Origin of the sequence: uncultured Escherichia sp., from assembly GCF_948475835.1 — a bacterium.
Taxonomy (GTDB): Bacteria; Pseudomonadota; Gammaproteobacteria; order Enterobacterales; family Enterobacteriaceae; genus ECMA0423.
In genome coordinates, this window is record NZ_CAOLGM010000004.1 from 14,387 (window position 1) to 36,942 (window position 22,556).

25 protein-coding genes are annotated in these 22,556 nt (G+C 50.2%); 10 read left to right on the forward strand and 15 right to left on the reverse strand.

Going from position 1 to position 22,556, the window contains the following annotated elements; all coding sequences use genetic code 11:
* Nucleotides 1–31: 31 nt before the first annotated feature.
* The gene (locus tag QZF50_RS01520; RefSeq protein WP_000985137.1) at nt 32–583 is read left to right on the forward strand and encodes a DUF1440 domain-containing protein; all 552 of its coding nucleotides are present in this window, start codon (nt 32–34) and stop codon (nt 581–583) included.
* 74 nt (nt 584–657) lie between these two features.
* On the opposite strand, the gene yjfY is transcribed toward QZF50_RS01520, so the two are convergent.
* Nucleotides 658–933 carry a DUF1471 family protein YjfY gene (yjfY, locus tag QZF50_RS01525; RefSeq protein ID WP_000492914.1) on the reverse strand — a complete coding sequence of 92 codons (276 nt, stop codon included), beginning with the start codon at nt 931–933 and terminating at the stop codon, nt 658–660.
* Between the two features lie 326 nt (nt 934–1,259).
* Here yjfY and rpsF point away from each other — a divergent pair, with 326 nt between their 5' ends.
* The 4 genes from rpsF to rplI are packed head-to-tail and all read left to right on the forward strand — an operon-like array spanning nt 1,260 to nt 2,699.
* Nucleotides 1,260–1,655: a 30S ribosomal protein S6 gene (gene rpsF / locus QZF50_RS01530; protein WP_001216676.1), complete on the forward strand. Its 396-nt coding sequence runs from the start codon at nt 1,260–1,262 to the stop codon at nt 1,653–1,655.
* Nucleotides 1,656–1,661: 6 nt separating this feature from the next.
* Nucleotides 1,662–1,976 carry a primosomal replication protein N gene (gene priB / locus QZF50_RS01535; RefSeq protein ID WP_001296681.1) on the forward strand — a complete coding sequence of 105 codons (315 nt, stop codon included), beginning with the start codon at nt 1,662–1,664 and terminating at the stop codon, nt 1,974–1,976.
* Between the two features lie 4 nt (nt 1,977–1,980).
* Nucleotides 1,981–2,208: a 30S ribosomal protein S18 gene (rpsR, locus tag QZF50_RS01540; RefSeq protein ID WP_000135199.1), complete on the forward strand. Its 228-nt coding sequence runs from the start codon at nt 1,981–1,983 to the stop codon at nt 2,206–2,208.
* A 41-nt stretch (nt 2,209–2,249) separates the two neighbouring features.
* Entirely contained in the window at nt 2,250–2,699 is a 450-nt protein-coding gene (gene rplI, locus QZF50_RS01545) for a 50S ribosomal protein L9 (protein WP_001196062.1), read from the forward strand.
* Between the two features lie 111 nt (nt 2,700–2,810).
* Here rplI and QZF50_RS01550 read toward each other — a convergent pair whose 3' ends face one another.
* The 8 genes from QZF50_RS01550 to QZF50_RS01585 are packed head-to-tail and all read right to left on the reverse strand — an operon-like array spanning nt 2,811 to nt 11,734.
* Nucleotides 2,811–3,782 (reverse strand): TRAP transporter substrate-binding protein, encoded by a 972-nt coding sequence (locus QZF50_RS01550; protein ID WP_000695886.1) that lies wholly within the window; start codon nt 3,780–3,782, stop codon nt 2,811–2,813.
* A 52-nt stretch (nt 3,783–3,834) separates the two neighbouring features.
* The gene (locus tag QZF50_RS01555) at nt 3,835–5,136 is read right to left on the reverse strand and encodes a TRAP transporter large permease (protein WP_000386849.1); all 1,302 of its coding nucleotides are present in this window, start codon (nt 5,134–5,136) and stop codon (nt 3,835–3,837) included.
* Nucleotides 5,137–5,178: 42 nt separating this feature from the next.
* Entirely contained in the window at nt 5,179–5,655 is a 477-nt protein-coding gene (locus QZF50_RS01560) for a TRAP transporter small permease (RefSeq protein WP_001244358.1), read from the reverse strand.
* 20 nt (nt 5,656–5,675) lie between these two features.
* Nucleotides 5,676–7,757, reverse strand: a complete 2,082-nt coding sequence (locus tag QZF50_RS01565) for an FAD-binding protein (protein ID WP_023568933.1) — start codon at nt 7,755–7,757, stop codon at nt 5,676–5,678.
* Nucleotides 7,754–9,295, reverse strand: a complete 1,542-nt coding sequence (locus QZF50_RS01570; protein ID WP_001226974.1) for an acyl CoA:acetate/3-ketoacid CoA transferase — start codon at nt 9,293–9,295, stop codon at nt 7,754–7,756. The genes QZF50_RS01565 and QZF50_RS01570 overlap by 4 nt, the downstream gene beginning before the upstream one ends.
* A 9-nt stretch (nt 9,296–9,304) precedes the next feature.
* Nucleotides 9,305–10,081 carry an enoyl-CoA hydratase/isomerase family protein gene (locus tag QZF50_RS01575; RefSeq protein WP_001283564.1) on the reverse strand — a complete coding sequence of 259 codons (777 nt, stop codon included), beginning with the start codon at nt 10,079–10,081 and terminating at the stop codon, nt 9,305–9,307.
* Nucleotides 10,082–10,090: 9 nt separating this feature from the next.
* On the reverse strand, nt 10,091–10,933 hold the full coding sequence (locus QZF50_RS01580; protein ID WP_001205226.1) for a sugar phosphate isomerase/epimerase family protein: 843 nt from the start codon (nt 10,931–10,933) through the stop codon (nt 10,091–10,093).
* Nucleotides 10,934–10,942: 9 nt separating this feature from the next.
* Nucleotides 10,943–11,734, reverse strand: coding sequence for a 3-ketoacyl-ACP reductase (locus QZF50_RS01585; protein ID WP_000843401.1), 792 nt, complete (start codon nt 11,732–11,734; stop codon nt 10,943–10,945).
* 209 nt (nt 11,735–11,943) lie between these two features.
* Here QZF50_RS01585 and QZF50_RS01590 point away from each other — a divergent pair, with 209 nt between their 5' ends.
* On the forward strand, nt 11,944–12,582 hold the full coding sequence (locus tag QZF50_RS01590) for a TetR/AcrR family transcriptional regulator (RefSeq protein WP_001356012.1): 639 nt from the start codon (nt 11,944–11,946) through the stop codon (nt 12,580–12,582).
* On the opposite strand, the gene QZF50_RS01595 is transcribed toward QZF50_RS01590, so the two are convergent.
* A complete protein-coding gene (locus QZF50_RS01595; RefSeq protein ID WP_061892640.1) occupies nt 12,583–13,212 on the reverse strand; it encodes an OapA family protein in 630 nt (209 codons plus the stop codon). It lies immediately after the preceding gene.
* Between the two features lie 218 nt (nt 13,213–13,430).
* Between QZF50_RS01595 and fklB the strand changes: the two genes are divergently transcribed.
* Together fklB and cycA are read left to right on the forward strand one after the other, a co-directional pair.
* Entirely contained in the window at nt 13,431–14,051 is a 621-nt protein-coding gene (gene fklB / locus QZF50_RS01600) for an FKBP-type peptidyl-prolyl cis-trans isomerase (protein ID WP_290388811.1), read from the forward strand.
* A gap of 308 nt (nt 14,052–14,359) precedes the next feature.
* A complete protein-coding gene (gene cycA / locus QZF50_RS01605; protein ID WP_000228343.1) occupies nt 14,360–15,772 on the forward strand; it encodes a D-serine/D-alanine/glycine transporter in 1,413 nt (470 codons plus the stop codon).
* Nucleotides 15,773–15,816: 44 nt separating this feature from the next.
* Here cycA and ytfE read toward each other — a convergent pair whose 3' ends face one another.
* The 3 genes from ytfE to qorB form a co-directional block, all read right to left on the reverse strand.
* Complete coding sequence (gene ytfE / locus QZF50_RS01610; RefSeq protein WP_000331465.1) at nt 15,817–16,479, reverse strand: iron-sulfur cluster repair protein YtfE; 663 nt, start codon at nt 16,477–16,479, stop codon at nt 15,817–15,819.
* A gap of 107 nt (nt 16,480–16,586) precedes the next feature.
* Nucleotides 16,587–17,552 (reverse strand): DMT family transporter, encoded by a 966-nt coding sequence (locus QZF50_RS01615; protein WP_001296686.1) that lies wholly within the window; start codon nt 17,550–17,552, stop codon nt 16,587–16,589.
* 107 nt (nt 17,553–17,659) lie between these two features.
* A complete protein-coding gene (gene qorB, locus QZF50_RS01620) occupies nt 17,660–18,520 on the reverse strand; it encodes an NAD(P)H:quinone oxidoreductase (protein ID WP_061892641.1) in 861 nt (286 codons plus the stop codon).
* A gap of 88 nt (nt 18,521–18,608) precedes the next feature.
* Here qorB and QZF50_RS01625 point away from each other — a divergent pair, with 88 nt between their 5' ends.
* A complete protein-coding gene (locus QZF50_RS01625) occupies nt 18,609–18,989 on the forward strand; it encodes a helix-turn-helix domain-containing protein (protein WP_000084622.1) in 381 nt (126 codons plus the stop codon).
* Between the two features lie 128 nt (nt 18,990–19,117).
* On the opposite strand, the gene cpdB is transcribed toward QZF50_RS01625, so the two are convergent.
* Nucleotides 19,118–21,061, reverse strand: coding sequence for a 2',3'-cyclic-nucleotide 2'-phosphodiesterase (gene cpdB, locus QZF50_RS01630; protein ID WP_000589460.1), 1,944 nt, complete (start codon nt 21,059–21,061; stop codon nt 19,118–19,120).
* Between the two features lie 189 nt (nt 21,062–21,250).
* Here cpdB and cysQ point away from each other — a divergent pair, with 189 nt between their 5' ends.
* Entirely contained in the window at nt 21,251–21,991 is a 741-nt protein-coding gene (cysQ, locus tag QZF50_RS01635; protein ID WP_000886909.1) for a 3'(2'),5'-bisphosphate nucleotidase CysQ, read from the forward strand.
* Here cysQ and QZF50_RS01640 read toward each other — a convergent pair.
* Complete coding sequence (locus QZF50_RS01640) at nt 21,981–22,538, reverse strand: YtfJ family protein (protein ID WP_000175286.1); 558 nt, start codon at nt 22,536–22,538, stop codon at nt 21,981–21,983. The genes cysQ and QZF50_RS01640 overlap by 11 nt on opposite strands.
* Between the last annotated feature and the right edge of the window lie 18 nt (nt 22,539–22,556).

Below are 22,556 nucleotides of genomic sequence, written 5' to 3' on the forward strand. Positions count from 1 at the left end.
AGTTAATAAAATCATCAACATCAGGTGCTTTATGGCTATCAAAGGATTGTTTGTCAGAACGGATCCGCAGCGTCGCCGCTATGGCGTTGCGTTACTTGTGGGTGTACTTTCAGGCATTATTTCAGCATTTGTTAAATGGGGAGCGGAAGTCCCCTTGCCACCGCGCACATTTTCCGGTGGTCGCGATGAATTTAACCCGCCGTATATCTTTCTACGAGATTATTTAGGTATCGACCCAACCCAAACTGTGTACACATTCTCGGAACATATTATCAACCCGGTGATGGTGACGCATATCATCTTCTCACTGGTTTTTGCGATAGGGTATTGTGTTGTCGCGGAAATTTTTCCGAAAGTGAAATTATGGCAGGGGATATTAGCAGGGCTTATTGTGACAGTGGCAGTCCACGGTATATTTTGCCCGGCGCTGAATTTAACGCCGCCGCTCACTCAATTGCCTTTTGACGAATATGCGTCTGAAATCCTGGGGCATATTTTCTGGTTCTGGATAATAGAGATTATGCGCCGCGACTTACGTAATCGCATTACTCATGAGCCAGATCCGGAAGTCGCAATTCGGTGAATAACCGTATAAAAAAGCCCCCTGCGAAGGGGGCAAAGCAAACTATGGCAATGTTTCGTTGGTTATACCTGGTGCTAGCGATAAATATCCGCGCTGGCGTGCATATTGCCGTTACTCCCCGGTTCCCGCATCAGAATTACGTGGTAGTACGTTGCGCCCTGCGCATCTGTCTCTTCATTTAATGCCTGACGCGCTTCGCTTTCAGTGGCGAAATTATGATTGATATAAATCACGCCTAAGCTTTGCACATCATCCATGTTTCTGGCCTGGTGGTTATTAATTTCAATGGCTGCCCATGTATTTGCACTTAGCAAAAGCACAGCCAGAAGGGCTAAAACTCGACTGAACATAGATACCTCCTCGACGGCTGACTTTGTGTGCTCTCCTCTGTGATGATCTTCTGATTTAATTTTAATCAATGATAAAGAAGTTGATGGTGACCATTTCTGATGCAGTTGTTCGAAAAAACACTGTGACGGAATGTGATGAACTTCAAATCAGGGAGTTAGTTCTTTTGAGCGAAAGATGAGATTTATTTGTCGGCTGGCCTTGAGTTTAGCGGGGCATACAAGTACTATAACGCGTCATTTTTCAGCCGACCTTTAACACGTTCCTTGCCTCCCCGGGATTCGGCTGACCCAGACAGGAGGCTGAATAATCCGTAAGGAGCAATTCGATGCGTCATTACGAAATCGTTTTTATGGTCCATCCTGACCAGAGCGAACAGGTTCCGGGCATGATCGAGCGCTACACTGCTGCCATCACTGGTGCAGAAGGCAAGATCCACCGTCTGGAAGACTGGGGCCGCCGTCAGCTGGCTTACCCGATCAACAAACTGCACAAAGCACACTACGTTCTGATGAACGTTGAAGCTCCGCAGGAAGTGATCGATGAGCTGGAAACTACCTTCCGCTTCAACGATGCCGTTATCCGCAGCATGGTTATGCGTACCAAGCACGCTGTTACCGAAGCATCTCCGATGGTTAAAGCGAAAGACGAGCGCCGTGAGCGTCGCGATGATTTCGCAAACGAAACCGCTGATGATGCTGAAGCTGGGGATTCTGAAGAGTAATTTCTGATGACCAACCGTCTGGTGTTGTCCGGCACCGTGTGCAGGACTCCCCTTCGAAAGGTCAGTCCATCAGGAATTCCTCACTGCCAGTTCGTGCTTGAGCATCGTTCTGTGCAGGAGGAAGCCGGCTTTCACCGGCAGGCATGGTGTCAAATGCCCGTTATTGTTAGCGGACACGAAAACCAGGCCATTACTCACAGTATAACGGTCGGCAGTCGCATAACCGTTCAGGGGTTCATTTCATGCCACAAGGCAAAGAACGGACTGAGCAAAATGGTTTTGCATGCCGAGCAGATTGAATTGATAGATTCTGGAGACTAGCCATATGGCACGTTATTTCCGTCGTCGCAAGTTCTGCCGTTTCACCGCGGAAGGCGTTCAAGAGATCGACTATAAAGATATCGCTACGCTGAAAAACTACATCACCGAAAGCGGTAAGATTGTCCCAAGCCGTATCACCGGTACCCGTGCAAAATACCAGCGTCAGCTGGCTCGCGCTATCAAACGCGCTCGCTACCTGTCCCTGCTGCCGTACACTGATCGCCATCAGTAATCGGTCACGGTCCATTAATACGACTTTGAGAGGATAAGGTAATGCAAGTTATTCTGCTTGATAAAGTAGCAAACCTGGGTAGCCTGGGTGATCAGGTAAACGTTAAAGCGGGCTATGCTCGTAACTTCCTGGTACCGCAGGGTAAAGCTGTTCCAGCTACCAAGAAAAACATTGAATTCTTCGAAGCACGTCGCGCTGAACTGGAAGCTAAACTGGCTGAAGTTCTGGCAGCTGCTAATGCTCGCGCTGAGAAAATCAATGCACTGGAAACTGTTACCATCGCGTCTAAAGCTGGCGACGAAGGTAAACTGTTCGGTTCCATCGGTACTCGCGACATCGCTGACGCTGTAACTGCAGCTGGCGTTGAAGTGGCTAAGAGCGAAGTTCGTCTGCCGAACGGCGTTCTGCGTACCACTGGCGAACACGAAGTGAGCTTCCAGGTTCACAGCGAAGTATTCGCGAAAGTGATCGTAAACGTAGTAGCTGAATAATTCGTTATTCAACGAGACGTAAAAACGCCGACCATTGGTCGGCGTTTTGCTTTTGTAGCGAGCACTTGCAGATATCGATAAGGGCCACAATAAGCAGCCCTACGAAGATAATTACTTAGCTGCCTGAATATCAGCCAGCATTGGGGCAAGGGCTGGGTTGTCCTTAGCGAAGTTTGCGTACATTGGCTGTACTTTCTCGATAAACGGAGCTTTATCTACCTGGTAGACTTTCACGCCCATTTTATCCAGTTTCGCAAATTCTTGTTTCTCTTCCTCGCTCCACAAGTCTTTCATATAGCTCATTGATTCTTTAGCTGCTTTTAATATAACTGCCTGATTTTCCGGGCTAAGTTTATCAAACGCAGCATTGCTCATCAGAACCACATCGGGAACCATAGTGTGTTCGTCAAGGCTGAAGGATTTTGCCACTTCACCGTGACGCATGGTGGTCAGCGCCATCACGCTGTTTTCTGCCATATCGACCACACCCTGCTGTAAGGCTGTATACAACTCGCCGTAATCCAGTGGCGTCGGGTTACCGCCCATGACTTTGATCATTTCAACTGCGCCAGGACTTGGCTGGACACGGACTTTCATGCCTTTCAGATCGTCTGGTTTCAGTACTGGTTTATTGCCATAGAAACTGCGGGCGCCTCCATCATAAAAAGTCAGCCCGAAATAACCTTTGCTTTTCGTTGAGTCGAGGATTTTTCTCCCGATATCGCCCTGCATGACCTGATAATAATGATCACGATCGCGGAACAAATAAGGCAGGCTAAATAATTTATAGGAATTTTCAAATGCTTCCATTTCTGCCGCATTGGTTTTTACCAGTGGAATAGCGCCAGAACGAATCAGCTCCATTGTTTCTCGTTGAGTACCCAATGTTCCATTTGGATAAATACGAATAGTAATATCACCGTTAGAGTACTCTTTGCTCTTTTTCGCAAAGAACTCCATCGCTTTATGAACAGGATGAGACTTATCCTGATTATGACTCAGTTTTAATGTCACTGCCCAGGACTGGCTTGCGGATAACATAAGAACAGCACCGATAATGCCAGCGGATACTTTTATTTTCATAGATGTTCCTTTTCTAATAAATATGGCGGCAGGTGCCGCCAGTGAATGCGCATCAGTAGCCCAGTGCTCTTGGCAATGCCATACTGATTTGCGGAATATAGGTCACCATTGCCAGCACCAATACCATCACGGCATAGAATGGCAGCATAGGTTTGATAATTTTATTAATCGGTAATTTAGATACACTACAACCGACAAATAACACACTGCCTACAGGCGGAGTACAAATACCGATACACATGTTCAGCACCATGACAATACCAAAGTGAATCGGGTCCATGCCCAGTTCGGTGACAACCGGTAAAAATATCGGCGTAAAAATCAGTACCGCCGGTGTCATATCCATAAAAGTGCCGATAATCAACAGGATAATATTGATAATAAGCAGGATTATTATTGGGTTGTCAGAAATAGTGTTAAGCAAATCGAGAATCAGGAAGGGAACGTCAGCGTTTGACATTGCCCATGACATTCCCATCGAAGAACCAATTAATAACAAGACAATTGCAGTGGTAATAACGGATTCCAGAAATATTTTAGGTAAATCTTTAACTGAGATTTCACGATAAAGAACCAGTGCAAGGAAAAGGGTATAAATTACCGCAATTGCGGAGGCTTCGGTTGGAGTAAAAATACCGCTTAGTACGCCACCCATAATTAACACAATCAGGAAAATACTGGGGATAGCCATCCATATCGCAACGCCAGCCTGGCGCAAAGTCGGACGTTCTGGTTTTGGATAACCGCGACGTACAGCGATAATACCGGCTATTACCATCAGTGCCAGACCCAGCAAAATCCCCGGAACATAACCCGCCAGGAACAGTGCGGCAATAGAAGTACCACCACTGACCAGTGAATAGACGATTAACGTATTACTTGGTGGAATAAGCAAACCCGTCGGGGCAGAGGCAACGTTAACCGCAGTACTGAATGCCGGGTCGTAGCCCTCTTTAACCTGTTGCGGATGCATGACGCCGCCCATCGCAGCCGCCGAAGCCACGGCTGAACCAGAAATTGCCCCGAACAGCATATTGGCGAGAATATTACAGTGGGCAAGTGAGCCTGGCAGACGACCGCCGAGAATACGGGCAAAGTTGATTAATCGTCGCGCTATTCCTCCATGATTCATAATGTTGCCAGACAAGATAAAAAATGGGATTGCCAACAACGTAAAACTATCTAACCCGGAGGCTAACTTTTGGGAAACCACACTCAATGCTGAGTTGAAATCGAGTTGTGTGGAAATTGATGCCAGTGTCGATAAACCAATGGCATAAACAATAGGTACACCTAATGCCAACATAAAAAAGAAGGCACCAAATAACACAATAATCGGTAACCAGTAATCCATAATTTCTCCATTCCTACTATGGTTGGTTGTTGTTTGTTATCTTTAGAGTGGTTGTTTAAGTTCGGTTAAAACCATATCTATGGTGTATATAATAATAAGTACACCACTAATCGGGATGCTCATATAGATATATCCCATTTGCCAGCCTAAAGCGGGCGAGGTCTGACCTGAATCGAATGTATCCATCGTTAATAGCCCACCACCATATACCATAATGATGGTTGCGAAGATAATAACGATAATCTGAATACACAAAAATAAATGACGTCGGGCTTTTCCTTTCAGCATCATAGGTAGCAGGTCAATCGCCAGATGCCGGTTTTGCCCTGCGGTGTATGCCCCACCAAAAAGTCCAAGACAAATAAAGAGCAAACGGCTGAGTTCATCTGTAAAAATACTGGGGCTAGTAAATATAAATCGTGCAGCCACCTGCCACGTCACACATGCCACGATGATCGCCAAAATGGTAATGTTCAATGCTGCAAGCAGAGCATTAATAGATCTAATTATATTTCGCATAGTGATTAACCTTTGCAATATCATTCATCCTGTGGCTGGTAAATTGTCCCATTAAGAAAACCAGGCCAGTTTTTTTCAAACCAAATACCTCGGATAATAGGAAACTCACGAACAGGTGTTTCTCTGACGTGAAAGATACCGTTGCAATAATGAATAAGTAGTTTATCTTTTTTATCCTCAGTACGCTCTGAACGAAAGCGCCAGGCATCACAAAAACCATTTCGTGTTTGCGGAATAGAATTTCCATCCCTGTCGAGAATAATACGTGCTCCCCGACTACCACCACCTGCGTCAATATAATGCGTTAATTGCGTTAATACGGCGGCAGAAGTCAGTGCCATATGCCGCCACATAAACAGCTCGGCAACTTCACCCACATGTTTGATAGCCAATCCATGCCGTTGGACAAATTCGCTCAATAGCAGGGCATCGCGAGTGGCGCGTCGGACTTTATCGGCATGGCAAATAAATCCCGCATGGTCAGACATTCGTGCCTGAATTTTTTCTCTCACAACCGACAACGGCATCCCGGTCCCGTTATCGTGCGCCTGAGTAATGATCTCTCTTATAGAAGCCAGTGTAGGAGCTACCAGCTGTGCTATATCTCCATCAATATTCCGCTTTTGCGTGCAACCAATAAAACGTGCCAGACGAACAGCAAAAACCTGCCCGGCATTCAATGCTGCACCACCAGGGCGAGTGACGCCGTGTGTGCCAGCAACTTCCCCCACGGCGAAACAGCCGGGCAGGGAGGTTTGTCCCCAGATATCCACTTCAATGCCGCCATTCATATGCTGATTATTCATGGCAAACTGCAAAGGCTGTGTGGTGAGATCGTAACCGTGCATCTTATACAGCGAGATAGACAGCGGATTCATTCGTTGCAGCCGTTCGATGGGCGATGGTGCCAGAGCGTCGTTATTTTCCAGATACGCGCGAACGTCGTCGTCCAGTCGATCTAATGAGAACGGCAGGTCACCCGGCACCGCTTCAGGATTGCGATTGAAATCCATAAATACCTGACGCCCTGATTGCTGCTCTTGCGCTACTGCCATATCTAACAAGCTGGAGCCAAAATCCATCACCCGCGTGGCGTGGAACGGCCACTGATAGCCTTTACGGAAAATGTTTGAAGCCAGCTCCTGGGTGGTGCGATAGTAATCCGCGAGGAAGTTATACTCGTTACCCTCAGCATCCACGGAATAGATATACGGGATCACCTGTACATAGGTGCCGGATAAATTCCACGGAAACGTGCTACGCGGCGTGCCTATACCAAACTGGCTTTCGGTCAGATTGGTTAGCGTCAGACCTTCCTCCAGCGCCAGCCCCAGCGAGCCGAAGCATTTATGTGGATAAACACTGTCGCGATAAAGCTCGCCAGGCCCTCCTGTTGCCAGTACCACATTGGGCGCAGTCACAATTGCCAGCCCCCATGGGTTATGGGCGCGATGACCGGTCGCGAGGATTGCCCCTGCCACGCGGTCTTCGCCGTTTTCGTCACGCTGATGCAGCAGTTTAATCACTGTTGCACTGGTCAACACTGGAATGGCGAGGCGCTGTACTTCTTCCAACAGCACTTTCACCATTAACCTTGAGGTACGCGGCCCACACGAGGTTGCACGCCCGGCTTCGTCATGGTCGGTTTGATAACGAAGAATCGCGCCATAGCGATCTTCCGGTAATTCCAGACCAAGATATTGCAACCCGCCTAGAGTGTGCAGAGAACCTACCGCTTCGACATAAGCGGTGTCGTGATCCATCGCCCCACCGCTCGCCAGTGCCTCTGCCAGTTTGGTGAAGTTGTCGCCGTTGCCCGCGGTAGCGGCGGTAAATAGTGTCTGTTTATCGGAACCAGAACATGCCGACGTCCCCATATATAACCCGGCGGTAGCGATCAGCACATTTTGCTGGCGGCGTTTAAGTTCAACTGCCGCACGTAATCCTGCTGCGCCGCTACCAACGACCAGCGCATCAACTTGCCAGATCGGGTAATCAACATCCTCAACGGTGACAATTGACGTTGGCTCTGCTGACACAAACCCCTTTGGGAAAGTGACGTGTGTCAGCGCATCAAGGATGGTGTCATCAAGCTGACTCATGCATCCTCCATCGGCGTAAACAGGCTACTTTCCATCAGGCGTGGGTGCTTGATAATTGGACGGAAAGCCATATACGGCAGAATGTCGCGCTCAATCTCCACACCCGGCGCGATTTCAATTAATTCAACGCCTTCTGCCGTTAACTGGAATACTGCGCGCTCAGTGATATACAACACTTCCTGACCACTTTGCTGTGCGTAGGCGGCGCTAAAAGTGATTTTTTCCACCAGGGTAACCAGTTTAGGGATTTGACCTGACTGGGCGATATGCAAGCCATCTGGCGTTATATCGATCTTGCTGCCTTTAGCGTCGAACGTGCCGCAGAACACCACTTTACGGGCGTTTTGCGCAATTTCGAGAAATCCGCCGGGGCCAATCAGATTGCCATTGAGATGGGAGACGTTGACGTTACCGTACTGATCCATCTCTCCCATGCCGAGGAAGGTGATATCGATCCCTCCGCCACTGTAGAACTCAAATTGATCGAGTGATGGAATAATGGCATCGGCGTTGCGGGCGCAGCCGAAAAACGCATCATCCAGCATCATACCGTTATGCACGCCTTGCTCGACGCTCAGCCATAAACTTTGGTAAGGCACGCCTTCGCGCAGCGCTACGCCTGGAATACCCCCAGGAATACCAAAGCCAAAGTTGGTTGAAGCGCCAGCTACCAGTTCGCGTGCCGCCCGACGGGCAATCAGGCGACGTACCGGATGACTAACCAGTTCAATGGCGTCGTTAGAACTCAGACGGCGATGTTGGCCGCTGATGGTCAGGTCGTAACCGCCAAGATAGGTTTGTGGTTGTTCGCGGTGTTCAACGATGCCATCAACCAGAATGCCCGGTAATTTGACCCGGCGTGGTTCAATCGCGCCAGCTTCCAGCACATCGCGTACCTGTACGAACACTTTGCCGCCGCTGTTGTGTGCTGCCAGCGCCATGGAATAGCTATCCATATCAATCGCTTCTTCTTCAAGGCTGACGTTGCCTCGAGGATCGGCATAAGTGCCACGCAAAATCGCGTAATCCACTTTGAAAGGGCGATAACGAAGTTTGGTTTCACCGTCGATTTCAATCAGTTCTACCAGGTCGTCGGTAGTGCATTCATTCGACTTACCGCCGCCATTGCGTGGATCAACAAACGATCCCAGCCCAACGTGGGTAAAAAGCCCCGGACGTCCGGCGCCGATCTCCCGTAGCAGTGCCTGAATCACGCCACCAGGAAAGCAGTAGGCTTCAATCGTGTTATTTTTTACCAGCGCCTGCATTTTGGGCGACCAGGTAAAGTGCCCGGCAATAATGCGTTTGAGCATCTCTGCGTGCGCAAAACGGTTAGTGCCTTTGCAGTCGCGATCGCCAATACCCAGCGAGTGGATTAGCGTCAGGTCGCGCGGGTGTCCGGTTTGCAGGAAACGCGCTTCAATGGCGGCCATAATATGGTCAGCTTCCACCATGCCGCCGCCGTTACCGCTAATGGCAATGGTTGCGCCGTCCTGAATTTGCGCCGCCAGTGCCTCGGCGGTTGTTATCTTACGCATACAATTTCCTTATTGATTATGGAAGCTCACGCTACTTTTTTCGGCAAAGGCGCGCGTCGCCTGCTGGCAATCCTGAGTGGCAGACATTAATCCGGCCAGTAGCTGGTGCGGGTAATCGGCATGTTTATTTTCCAGTGCCAGAATCAGTTGCTTAATATGCGCCAGTGCCACCGGACCGCATTTTTCCAGCTGCGCTAACTGGTTCGCCATCCAGCTTTCCACCTGTTCTTTTTCTACCACTTCATCAATTAAATTCGCCGCCTGGGCTTCCTGCGCCGTCAGGCGTTTACCCAGCATCAGCATCTGGCGACCGACCACCGGACCAACCTGATTAAGCACACGTTCAATGCCCATCCAGCCAGGCACCATGCCGAGCATCACTTCCGGGTTAGAGAATTTCGCGCCGGGGCGGGCAATACGAATATCGCAGCACAAGGCCAGTTCAATACCACCGCCGATGGTATGACCGTTGAGATTCGCAACGGTTAATTGGGGTATGTTTCGCAGGCGATTAAAAACGTCATTACCGCGTTTAATCCATTTTCTGCCCATATCTAATGGCGAATAGGCCGACCACGATTTAATATCGCCGCCCGCACAAAAGAATTTATCGCCGGTTGCCGTTAATTCGACTAATCGTAATGTGGTGTCGTTTTCAATTTCATTTAAATAATGGTCGAGAGATTCGATCATCTCTTCGTTAATAGCATGACATTTATCTTCACGGTTCAATGTCAGGCGGCAGGAAGCCGCCACTCTGCTGAACAGAACGGGTTGGTCACTCATGATCATTCCTTAACAATAATGCGCGATGCGATCGACGCTAATATCCAGCGTGCTGTTAATATCTTTCTGCCACCAGTAAGGCGAGAATATTTCCAGTTCAATAGCACCATTAAATCCGGCGTTTTCAACCAGCCGACGAATTGACGGAATATTGATGACGCCATCTCCCGGCATACCACGGTCATTGACCAGATCAGTGGTCGGCACTAACCAGTCGGAAACATGAAACGCGAGGATGCGTTTTCCGGCACGCAGGATCTGACTGGCGAGATCCGGATCCCACCAGACGTGATAAACATCCACCGCCACGCCGAGGCCAAACTCACCATCGGGATCGAGTTCATCACACCAGTCCAGCGCCTGGCGTAACGTGCACAGGCAAGAGCGATCGGCAGCTGTCATCGGGTGCAGTGGCTCCAGCGCAATTGGCACGCCGACATCTTTCGAATGTGGCAGCAACTGGCGAATCCCTTGTTTTACTTGTTCCCGCGCTTCGTACAGATCTTTTGTGCCCGTTGGCAGACCGCCAACCACCTGCATATAACAGGCGGCGTTAAGCACCGCTGCGTCGTCCAGCGCCCGGCGGTTATCATCAATCGCCAGTTTGCGTTCCGCCAGTGTCGGCGCGGTGTAGTAAGTGCTACGGCACAAACCGGAAACGCTCATGTTACTGGCGGCAAGCTGGTGGGCGATTTGCTGGAGATCTTCACCTTGCAACTCCCTGCGCCAGGGAGCAATCGCGCCAATACCACGCGCGGCGCAGGCATCAATAATGGCGGGTAGCGGCGTTTTATAGCCCAGTGTTGCGGTATTGATACTGAATAAATCCGGGCGTTGTAACAGATCTCTCATGATTCAGCCTCAGAAGCGCGGCATACTTAAGCCGCCGTCGATGGCGACCGCCTGACCACAGGTGTAAATCAGTTTACCTTCCGCCATCGCGCGGACAGTGGAAGCAATATCAGCCGGATAACCCCAACGTCCCCACGGCACCAGACCTTTGGCAATCAGTTCGTCGTAATAAGCCGTTGCCGGAATAGTCATATCGGTTTTGATGAGACCAGGGCGCACTTCATAAACGCCAATTTGTTCATTACAAAGGCGAGCAGCAAACAGACGAGCAGCGGCAGAAACGGCGGTTTTGGCAATGGTGTATTCGCCGCGATTCATCGCCAGCATGATGGCGTTGATGGAACTGACGAAAATAATCGAGCGGTGCGGCAGTTCCGCTTCCGGTTTCGGCTGTGCCAGTAAGCGCTTACTGAATGCCTGAGCAAGGAAGAACGGCGCGCGGGTGTTAATGGCAATGTTTTGATCGAAGCTGTCTGGTTCGAGGTCGAGGAGGTCACCGCGTTTTTTCACTGAAATCCCGGCGTTATTGAGCAGGCAGTCCAGACGCCCCCACTGGTTTTGCGCCGCGTCGAGCATCTCTTCATGCAAGGAGAGATCGCCGACATCGGCAGGGAAGCAAATGACTTCCACGCCTTCTGCCAAACATTCTTGTTGTGTGATATGCAGTTTTTCTACGCTGTCGGCATCGGGACGATCGTTAATCAGCAGGTTAAACCCGCCACGAGCAAGCTCCAGCGCACAGCCCTTTCCAATACCACGAGCGGCTCCGGTAATCACGGCAACTGGACGAGTGGATTTCATACAATAACCCTCTTTTGAATATTGTTTTCTTTAGTGATGATTAGCTTGCGACTGGCAGGTAAAAAGATCAACCATCTAGTTGGTTGATCTGCGAGAGTGATCACAGGTAATTTGATAACTCAATGAAATTACGACTTTTATCCTTTTTGCTGTCGCTGAGATCAAATCCGGTTATGATAGCCATCACGAAGAGGAAGTGGGGAAGTGGAATGTATCTTGATACCAGTCACGCACAAAACCTGAAGGAAAAATTGCTGCTATGTGCGGTTAATGAATTTGCCGAATATGGTTATGAAGGGGCCAGAGTAGATAATATTGTTAAGGCAGCAGGGTGTAGTAAACAGACGGTTTATCACCACTTTGGTAATAAAGAAAATTTGTTTATTGAAGTACTGGAATATACCTGGAACGATATTCGCGAAAAAGAGAGAGAGCTTGACATTTCAGGGCTTTCTCCGGTTATTGCGATCGAGAAAATAATTGATTTTACTTGGGATTATTACATCAATAATCCGTGGTTTTTAAAAATTGTCCATAGTGAAAACCAAAGTAAGGGTGTGCATTATAAAAAATCAAAACGCCTCGCTGAAATTAACCATGCACATTTGCAGTCAATGGCTTCGTTATTAGAAGAAGGGCAGCGACAGAAAACCTTTAAGAAAGATATTGATCCCTTACAAATCAATATTAATATCGCCGCACTGGGTGCATATTATTTAATAAACCAGTACACACTGGGGATGGTTTATCACATTAGCATGGTTTCACCTGAGGCTTTGGAAGCCAGACGCAGAGTGATCAAAGAGACCATCCTGAGCTGGCTTTTGGTGAACCCTGCCCGTGGGTAATCAGCGTGCGCGGATGAAATTACCATCAGGTTGGCGGGTGAACAGTACTTGCTGATTATTTCCCGTATCAATGGTTAAGCCGGTAACCACCCCATTCGCATTTTGACGGATTTTAACAATCTGACCATTTTGCAGGTTACTGAGCGGTTTATCCGCGCCCTCGACCTGGGCCATAGCGTACACATCTGTAGGCGGCAAATTATGGTCGCGGAACAGCTGGGCAAGGGTCTTGCCTGGTTCTACGCGATATGTCCGCCACTGTTGATCGATACCACTTTCCGGTTGGAAAGATTGTGTCTCTGCAACAGGTGGCTCTTCAGGTTGACCTTCCTGAATAGGTTCCGGCGCGACCGGGGCGACCTGATCCGGATCGTTTTGCGGCGTCACTAAATGTGCCTGTAGCTGTGCTTCACCTAGGGGGGGTGATTGCATATCTAACTGCGCTTCGCGGGTGACAACAGGCATCTGGCGTGTTTCATCTCCAGGCAGAAGAATACCGATAATCAGCACTATTGCCGCAATAATGATTCCCCGGCGATGCATCGGCGGCAACGGGTCCATGAGGCGAAAGTTATCTGGTGCGTGCCAGATTTTCACCAGAGTTGGTTTTAGTTCAAAGCGCCCAGGCATGGTTTTCCTCCAGCTCCGCGTCGTGTTCCTCAATCATAGCGCAGTAATAAGCTAACGCTATGATGTCCGTGGTATTACCGCTGTTTTTGTATTCATGCGGATTATCCCTATTGTTTCTGTTTCCCTGGGATTTGTCACTCATCCCGCGACAAAGTTTTACCAGAAGAAGCGTGGCTGATATCCTGCCCGCTACTTTATACCCTAAGAAAGGAAATACGATGCCCACCCCAACTTTTGACACCATCGAAGCGCAAGCAAGCTACGGCATTGGTTTGCAGGTAGGGCAACAACTGAGTGAATCTGGCCTGGAAGGGCTGCTGCCAGAAGCACTGGTTGCAGGTATTGCCGATGCGCTGGAAGGCAAACATCCGGCTGTTCCGGTTGATGTGGTGCATCGCGCGCTGCGTGAAATCCACGAGCGCGCCGATGCCGTTCGTCGTCAGCGTTTCCAGGCGATGGCTGCTGAAGGTGTGAAATACCTGGAAGAAAACGCCAAAAAAGAAGGTGTGAATAGCACCGAATCTGGCCTGCAATTCCGCGTGATCAACCAGGGTGAAGGCGCAATTCCGGCACGTACCGACCGCGTTCGTGTTCATTACACCGGTAAACTGATCGACGGCACCGTGTTTGACAGCTCCGTTGCTCGTGGTGAACCCGCTGAATTTCCGGTTAATGGCGTGATCCCTGGCTGGATTGAAGCACTGACTCTGATGCCGGTAGGTTCTAAATGGGAACTGACTATCCCGCAGGAACTGGCATATGGCGAGCGCGGCGCAGGCGCATCCATCCCTCCGTTCAGTACCCTGGTGTTTGAAGTCGAACTGCTGGAAATTCTCTAAGCAGCGCATTCTGTTCCCCTCGAACCAGAGGGGAGCAGGCATTCAGCAATAAACCCTTCAGTTTGCCAAACGGCGCTATTTTGTGTTGCAAAGACCCCGTAAGCGTGTATTTTTGTGAGCTGTTTCGCGTTATCACCGTGATATGACACTCACTTTAAACATAAAATTAACATTAGATCTAAATCTTAGTATTCATCCCGCGTATTGTTACCTAATATCGATGAGTCCCGATACAGATTCGTCGTATCATAGACTGACTAAAGGCCGTAGAGCCTGAACAACACAGACAGGTACAGGAAGAAAAAAACATGGTAGATCAGGTAAAAGTCGTTGCCGATGATCAGGCTCCGGCTGAACAGTCGCTACGGCGCAATCTCACAAACCGACATATTCAGCTTATTGCCATTGGCGGTGCCATTGGTACGGGGTTGTTTATGGGGTCCGGCAAAACGATTAGCCTTGCCGGGCCGTCGATCATTTTCGTTTATATGATCATTGGTTTTATGCTCTTTTTCGTGATGCGGGCAATGGGGGAATTGCTGCTTTCGAATCTGGAATACAAATCTTTTAGTGACTTCGCTTCCGATTTACTCGGGCCGTGGGCAGGATATTTCACCGGCTGGACCTACTGGTTCTGCTGGGTTGTAACCGGTATGGCAGACGTGGTGGCGATCACGGCTTATGCTCAGTTCTGGTTCCCCGATCTCTCCGACTGGGTCGCCTCGCTGGCGGTGATAGTGCTGCTGCTGACGCTCAACCTTGCCACCGTGAAAATGTTCGGTGAGATGGAGTTCTGGTTTGCGATGATCAAAATCGTCGCCATCGTGTCGCTGATTGTCGTCGGCCTGGTCATGGTGGCGATGCACTTTCAGTCACCGACTGGTGTGGAAGCGTCATTCGCGCATTTGTGGAATGACGGCGGCTGGTTCCCGAAAGGTTTAAGTGGCTTCTTTGCCGGATTCCAGATAGCGGTTTTCGCTTTCGTGGGGATTGAGCTGGTAGGTACAACAGCTGCGGAAACCAAAGATCCGGAGAAATCACTGCCACGCGCGATTAACTCCATTCCGATCCGTATCATTATGTTCTACGTCTTCGCGCTGATTGTGATTATGTCCGTGACGCCGTGGAGTTCGGTAGTCCCGGAGAAAAGCCCGTTTGTTGAACTGTTCGTGTTGGTAGGGCTGCCTGCTGCCGCAAGCGTGATCAACTTTGTGGTGCTGACCTCTGCGGCGTCTTCCGCTAACAGCGGCGTCTTCTCTACCAGCCGTATGCTGTTTGGTCTGGCGCAGGAAGGTGTGGCACCGAAAGCGTTCGCTAAACTTTCTAAGCGCGCAGTACCCGCGAAAGGGCTGACCTTCTCCTGCATCTGCCTGCTCGGCGGCGTGGTGATGCTGTATGTGAATCCCAGCGTGATTGGCGCGTTCACGATGATCACGACGGTTTCCGCGATTCTGTTTATGTTCGTCTGGACGATTATCCTTTGCTCGTACCTGGTGTATCGCAAACAGCGTCCTCATCTGCATGAGAAGTCGATCTACAAGATGCCGCTCGGCAAGCTGATGTGCTGGGTATGTATGGCGTTCTTTGTGTTCGTGATCGTGCTGCTGACACTGGAAGATGACACTCGCCAGGCGCTGCTGGTTACCCCGCTGTGGTTTATCGCGCTGGGGTTGGGCTGGCTGTTTATTGGTAAGAAGCGGGCTGCTGAACTGCGGAAATAACCGCATTATCATGCTGGATGGCGCAATGCCATCCAGCTTTTAGATCACTCACCCGCTAGGGCGCGTGGGAACAGTACATTGTTTTCCAGACTGATGTGATCCATCAGGTCATCAATCAGTTCATTAATGCCGTTATACATCGCTTTCCAGGTGGTGCAGGCTTCTGGCGGCGGTGTGACGTTATTGGTAGTGTGTTTGATCACTTCCAGCAGTTCGCCCGCTTCATCGTGCTCGCTTTCCATTACGCTGATTGGCCCCATTGCCTGGCTGCCCATGCCTTGTTTGATCATCGGGAAGAGGATCTGCTCTTCTTTCATCATGTGGCTGGAAAGCTCTTCATGCAGCATAGTCAGGTATTTTGTCAGCCCTTTTGGCACGCTCGGTTTGTCGGCGTGAACGCGCTCGACTTTAGTCGCTTGCAGGATCAGCTCCGGCAGCTGCTCGCGGTGACGATCGTGGTAGCGCACGATGATATGGTCAATGATTTCTGCCAGCGGGGCGCTACGCCAGTCTTTCTCAATCGGTTGTTCAGCAAGCTTTGCCAGTTCAGCTTCAATGACCTCAACATCCAGTTCTTTACGTGCCGCCGCGCGCGACAGCGTCTGCTTACCGCCACAGCAGTAATCCATATCATATTTACGAAACAGAGCTGAAGCGCGAGGAATAGAGAGCGCCAGTTCACCTAAAGGTTGGTCGCGATAAGCCATAGCTGATACCTCATTCTTAATAAGATAAGATGTATTTTAAATGCATCTTTAAGGCAAAAGCTATAACCCTTACGTAGCAGAGGCTTATTTAACTCACTGCCAGCGTGTCAACTTTCTGAGACAGATTCAGTTAAAGGTTTTTCTGGTTTTGCTCTGACCGCAATGACCACGCCAATCACTAACAGCGCGATACCGCTCAGCGTCATTAGCGGCGGCATTTGCTGGCGGAGTAAAAAGGTGTACAGCAAACCTGCCAGCGTTTCGAAAACAATCAGCGGCCCGAGAATCACTGTCGGTAATCGCTGGCTGGCGACGTTCCAGCAGAGTGCGCCAACCCATGAGCAAAGCACGGCTATCGCAACCATCAGACTAATAAACACCAGCGGACGGGGGCCAAAAGGTAAGGAGAAGTCCGGCGTTTGTATATTCAGCCAGTAACAGGCGACGAGATAGCCGATGAGAGAAACCGGCAGCGTGACCAGCGCCTGCGCCGTCGCCCACATCATCGGATGTTTGTCGGGATTTTCCCGCAGCCAGCGGGCGTTGCGCAGGGCATACCATGCCCAGCAGACCACGGAAACTAACGCTAGCACGATGCCAGAGGTATAACGTGCCCAGTCAAAATCGGGGAGTCCGTGGTTTAACTCAGCAATATTCACACTCGCCAGGCCGATGCCAATACAAATCAGTGCCGGGGCGAGTTTTCCCCACGCGAGTTTGCCGTCGCGCTGGCTATAAAGCAGATTGGCAAAGACAGGAATGACCACCGGCAGGGTGCCGATAATCATCGTGGAAACAGGCGCGCCAGTACGTTGAATGGCACTGGCAAGGCAGAAGTAATAAATGAGGTTGCCCATCATAGTGAGCATCAAGGCGGTAAGCCAGTCCCGACGCGCCAACTGACGCAGACGCACGCGTCCCAGCCAGGCAATGGGCAGCGCAATTAACCCTAACGCCAGATAACGCCCCATCGACTGCAACATCGCCGGGTATTCCGGTACGATCAACGGCCCGACAAAAATAAGCCCCCACATCAACCCTGCTAACAGGGCGTACAGCACGCCGCTAATCATTACTGGCATCCATTGGTCTGTCGGAAGAAAGTTCAGGAAGCAGACATGATTGCTCCCGGCATCCCGTCATTATCAGAGAGGATGCGGGAGGATGCCACTTTAATTAACTAGTTATTAACATTAAAAAGATGGCTTACGCTTTCGGCTAACGTTGTCGTTGGGCGGCCAATCAATTTGCTAAGCGTTTTGCTGTTATCAAACAGACCACCTTTCGATGCGCCAACGTCAGAATCCGCCAGCATATCCGCCAGTCCGTCGGGCAGTCCGACGCTTTTCAGTGCCGCGGCGAAATCGGCTTCGCTCAGATTTTGATAGGTAACGGATTTTCCGCTCTGTTTGGTCAGCTCTGCCGCTAACTGTGTCAACGTCCAGGCACTATCGCCCGCCAGTTCGTAAACCTTGCCTTCGTGACCGGCTTCGCTAATCACGCGTGCCGCAGCTGCCGCATAATCTGCCCGCGTTGCTGAGGCGATTTTGCCATCGCCCGCCGCACCGATAAATACGCCGTGTTCCAGTGCTGCCGGGGCGCTGGCGAGGTAGTTTTCGGTGTACCAGCCGTTGCGCAGCAGGGTGTAAACGATGCCAGAATCAGCCAGCATTTTCTCCGTCTCGATGTGCTCATCGGCGAGGCCGGGCGGGGAGGTATCTGCATGTAGCAGGCTGGTATAAGCGATAAATTTCACGCCAGCCGCCTTTGCGGCATTAATAACATTACGATGCTGCGGGGCACGTTGACCCACTTCGCTGGAAGAGATCAGCAGTAGTTTTTCCACTCCCTGAAGTGCAGATGTCAGTGCGGCTTCATCGCCGTAGTCAGCCTGACGCACGGTAATGCCTTGTGCTGCCAGGGCCTGGGCTTTTGCCGGATTACGAACGATAGCCACTATTTGGCTGGCAGGAACCGTTTTCATCAAGGATTCAATAACATAGTGACCAAGTTGGCCAGTGGCACCAGTAATAGCGATCATGGGAAGTCTCCATCGTTTTGTCTTGTGTTTAAATACGCTAACACCTAAACTTACTTTTAGTAAGTACGTACAAAAAGGTAAGTATGAAATGAGTCAGGTTAGCCTGTCGCAACAACTGAAAGAGGGTAATCTCTTTGCGGAACAGTGCCCGTCGCGCGAGGTGTTGAAACACGTCACCAGCCGTTGGGGGGTATTGATTCTGGTGGCGCTACGCGAAGGTACTCATCGCTTTAGCGACCTGCGGCGCAAAATCGGTGGGGTGAGTGAAAAGATGCTTGCGCAGTCGTTACAGGCGTTAGAACAGGATGGTTTTCTTAACCGTATCGCGTATCCGGTGGTGCCGCCGCATGTGGAATACAGCCTCACGCCGCTGGGCGAGCAGGTGAGCGAAAAGGTTGCTGCACTGGCGGACTGGATTGAGTTGAATTTGCCCGAGGTGTTGGCGGTGCGGGATGAACGTGCGGCATAACTGCCGGATGCGCTGAGCTTATCTGGTCTACGGTGCATGGCTTGTAGGGCGGATAAGATGCGCCAGCATCGCATCCGCCAATAAATGCCGGATGCGGTTGATGATTTATAGGCCGAAAAAGAAGTGTTTTACTTACTCAAATCCACCTGATAAATCGCAAACCCGATATCATCGGTCGCGACTTTATTCATCGGATATTGCCCTTTCTCTTTAATAAACGCTGCGGCTTTATCTGACGGAGAAGTTTCGAAACGGATATCCAGTTTCTTATCGCCAGCTATCGGTGCTAAACGCCAGTTGTTATCTGCCGCCGGGTGAATTTCCCCCGCACGTTTCGACTCATCAGCAATCCAAGCTGCCAGCACCGAGCGGTTCTCATCCGGTGAAGCAAAAGCGATATGGCTGTCGCCCGTACCGGCAAATTTGCCGCCGTAAGCGCGATAGTTATTGGTGGCAACGAGGAACATGGCGTTCGGATCAATCGGCTTGCCATTAAAGGTCAGGTTCTTAATCCTTTCCGCATTGGCATTAATCATCTGGCACTCGCCGTCATAACGGGCAGGCTGGGTAACATCAATCTGATAATTCACACCATCAATCACATCAAAGTTATAGGTGCGGAAACCATCCCAGTTGATGAGTGATTGCGGTTTCGTGCTGTTAGGATCAATCTGGTTAAACTGTCCGGCGGAGCACTCCAGCCACTCTTTCACCTCTTTACCGCTGGCTTTCACCACAATCAGCGTATTGGGGTAGAGATAAAGATCGGCGGCATTACGGAAGGTCAACTGGCCTTTTTCCACCTCCACATAGCTTGCCGGGTCATTTTTCCGACCACCAACTTTAAACGGTGCGGCAGCTGAAAGCACCGGCAGTTTTGCCAGATCCGGATCGCCCTGAATGTAATGTTCGACATACGCTTTTTGCGCGTTGTTCACTACTTGCACGGTCGGATCGTCCTGCACCAGCGCCAGATAGCTATACATATTGTCGGCAGATTTACCGATTGGCTTGCTGACGAACTGGCGTGTGGCATCGTGATCGGCTTTGAGTGTTTCTACCAGCTTGCTGTCTTCCGCCGCGAGGGATTTTTTATTAGCGATGTCGTAAATCGGCCGAGCTTCCGCTTTCGCCTGCGTCACCTGCCATTTACCGCTGTCATTACTGAGTTGTAAGTCGACCACCCCAAGATGATCGCCCCACATGCCCGGCATTACCGCCGGAACACCATTCAGCGTGCCTTTGGTGATATCAGCCCCTTCGATATCAGCAAAATCTTTACCCGGGAAAACGGCGTGAGCATGACCAAACATAATGGCGTTAACGCCCGGAATTTCACTGAGGTAATAAACTGAGTTTTCCGCCATCACTTTATACGGATCGGCAGACAGCCCGGAATGTGCCAGAACGACAACGACATCGGCACCTTTCTCGCGCATTTCAGGCACGTATTTGCGCACGGTTTCGGTAATATCATTCACCGTCACTTTCCCGGATAAATTAGCTTTATCCCAGCCCATGATTTGCGGCGGTACGACGCCAATATAGCCAATCTTCAGCGTCTGTTTTTTTCCGTCTTTATCGACCACTTCGGTGTCTTTAATTAAATACGGTGTAAACATTGGCTGTTTGGTTCTGGCGTCAATGACGTTGGCATTTACATAAGGGAATTTCGCTCCCGCCAGCGCATTTTTCAGGTAATCCAGACCGTAGTTAAATTCATGATTGCCGAGTGTACCGACCGTATAATCCAGCGTATTCAGCGCCTTATAAACCGGATGAACATCACCTGCTTTTAATCCTTTCGCCGACATGTAATCGGCCAGCGGACTCCCCTGAATCAAATCGCCGTTATCGACCAGTACGCTGTTTTTCACTTCATTGCGGGCATCGTTAATCAGGCTTGCCGTACGTACCAGTCCGAATTTTTCCGTGGCGGTGTCTTTGTAATAATCGAAATCCATCATGTTGCTATGCAGATCAGTGGTTTCCATGATACGCAGATCGACCGTCGCTGCATTCACACTGGCGGCAATCAGCGTGGCCAGGAGCGTTGCGCTAAACTTAATCATCAGGGACATCCTTTTATCATCGGGAATACGAAAGAAAAGGGAGAATAAACGTCTTACTTATAGAACAGTGAAGAATGCCACAATTTTACGCTTTGAAAATGATGACACTATCACAGTTGGCGCATTCATTAACGATAGGGTATAAGTAAAACAATAAGTTAACACCGCTCACAGAGACGAGGTGGAGAAATGTTAGATCAAGTATGCCAGCTTGCACGGAATGCAGGCGATGCCATTATGCAGGTCTACGACGGGACGAAACCGATGGACGTCGTCAGCAAAGCGGACAATTCTCCGGTAACGGCAGCGGATATTGCCGCACACACCGTTATCATGGACGGTTTACGTACGCTGACACCGGATATTCCGGTCCTTTCTGAAGAAGATCCTCCCGGTTGGGAAGTCCGTCAGCACTGGCAGCGTTACTGGCTGGTAGACCCGCTGGATGGTACTAAAGAGTTTATTAAACGTAATGGCGAATTCACCGTTAACATTGCGCTCATTGACCATGGCAAACCGATTTTAGGTGTGGTGTATGCGCCGGTAATGAACGTAATGTACAGCGCGGCAGAAGGCAAGGCCTGGAAAGAAGAGTGCGGTGTGCGCAAGCAGATTCAGGTCCGCGATGCGCGCCCGCCGCTGGTGGTTATCAGCCGTTCCCATGCAGATGCGGAGCTGAAAGAGTATCTGCAACAGCTTGGCGAACATCAGACCACGTCCATCGGCTCTTCGCTGAAATTCTGCCTGGTGGCGGAAGGACAGGCGCAGCTGTACCCGCGTTTCGGGCCAACGAATATTTGGGATACCGCCGCTGGTCATGCTGTGGCTGCGGCTGCCGGAGCGCACGTTCACGACTGGCAGGGTAAACCGCTGGATTACACTCCGCGCGAGTCGTTCCTGAATCCGGGGTTCAGAGTGTCTATTTATTAATTAATTTATGCAGCAGGTCCATCACTTGCTGCACCTCTTCCTGTGTGAGCGCCCCGTCTTTGGCCCATTGCACGCGACCATCCTTATCCAGCACCACTACAGCGGAACTTTCTTCATCCAGCTGCCAGGCACCGCGCGCGACGCCATTGCTATCGACAATAAACTGCGACCAGGGATAAAGCTTTTTATTACTCTCCAGACTGCTGCGCACAAACATGCCGGAACCCGGAATCGCGTCGTCGGTGTTAACAATGGTGGTGGTCTGGTAACGATCGTGCGGTAACTTCGCTGATTTAATCGCTTCAATCAGCGTCGCGTTTTTCTCTTTTGCTGAGGTGCGACCAGCAATATGTTGCAGTACTCTCACTTTTCCCACTAACTGCGCGCTGTTCCAGGTTTTGTAGCTAAACTGATCTTTATCAAGCACCAACTCGCCCCGATCGGTAATGCCAATCGGCGGCACTCGCTGACCGGTTTCGAACTGATGTGCGGAAGCCATCATCGGCAACAGCAGGCAGGTGAGTGCCAGAATCTTGCGTAGGGTCATGGTGTTTCCTTCTTATGA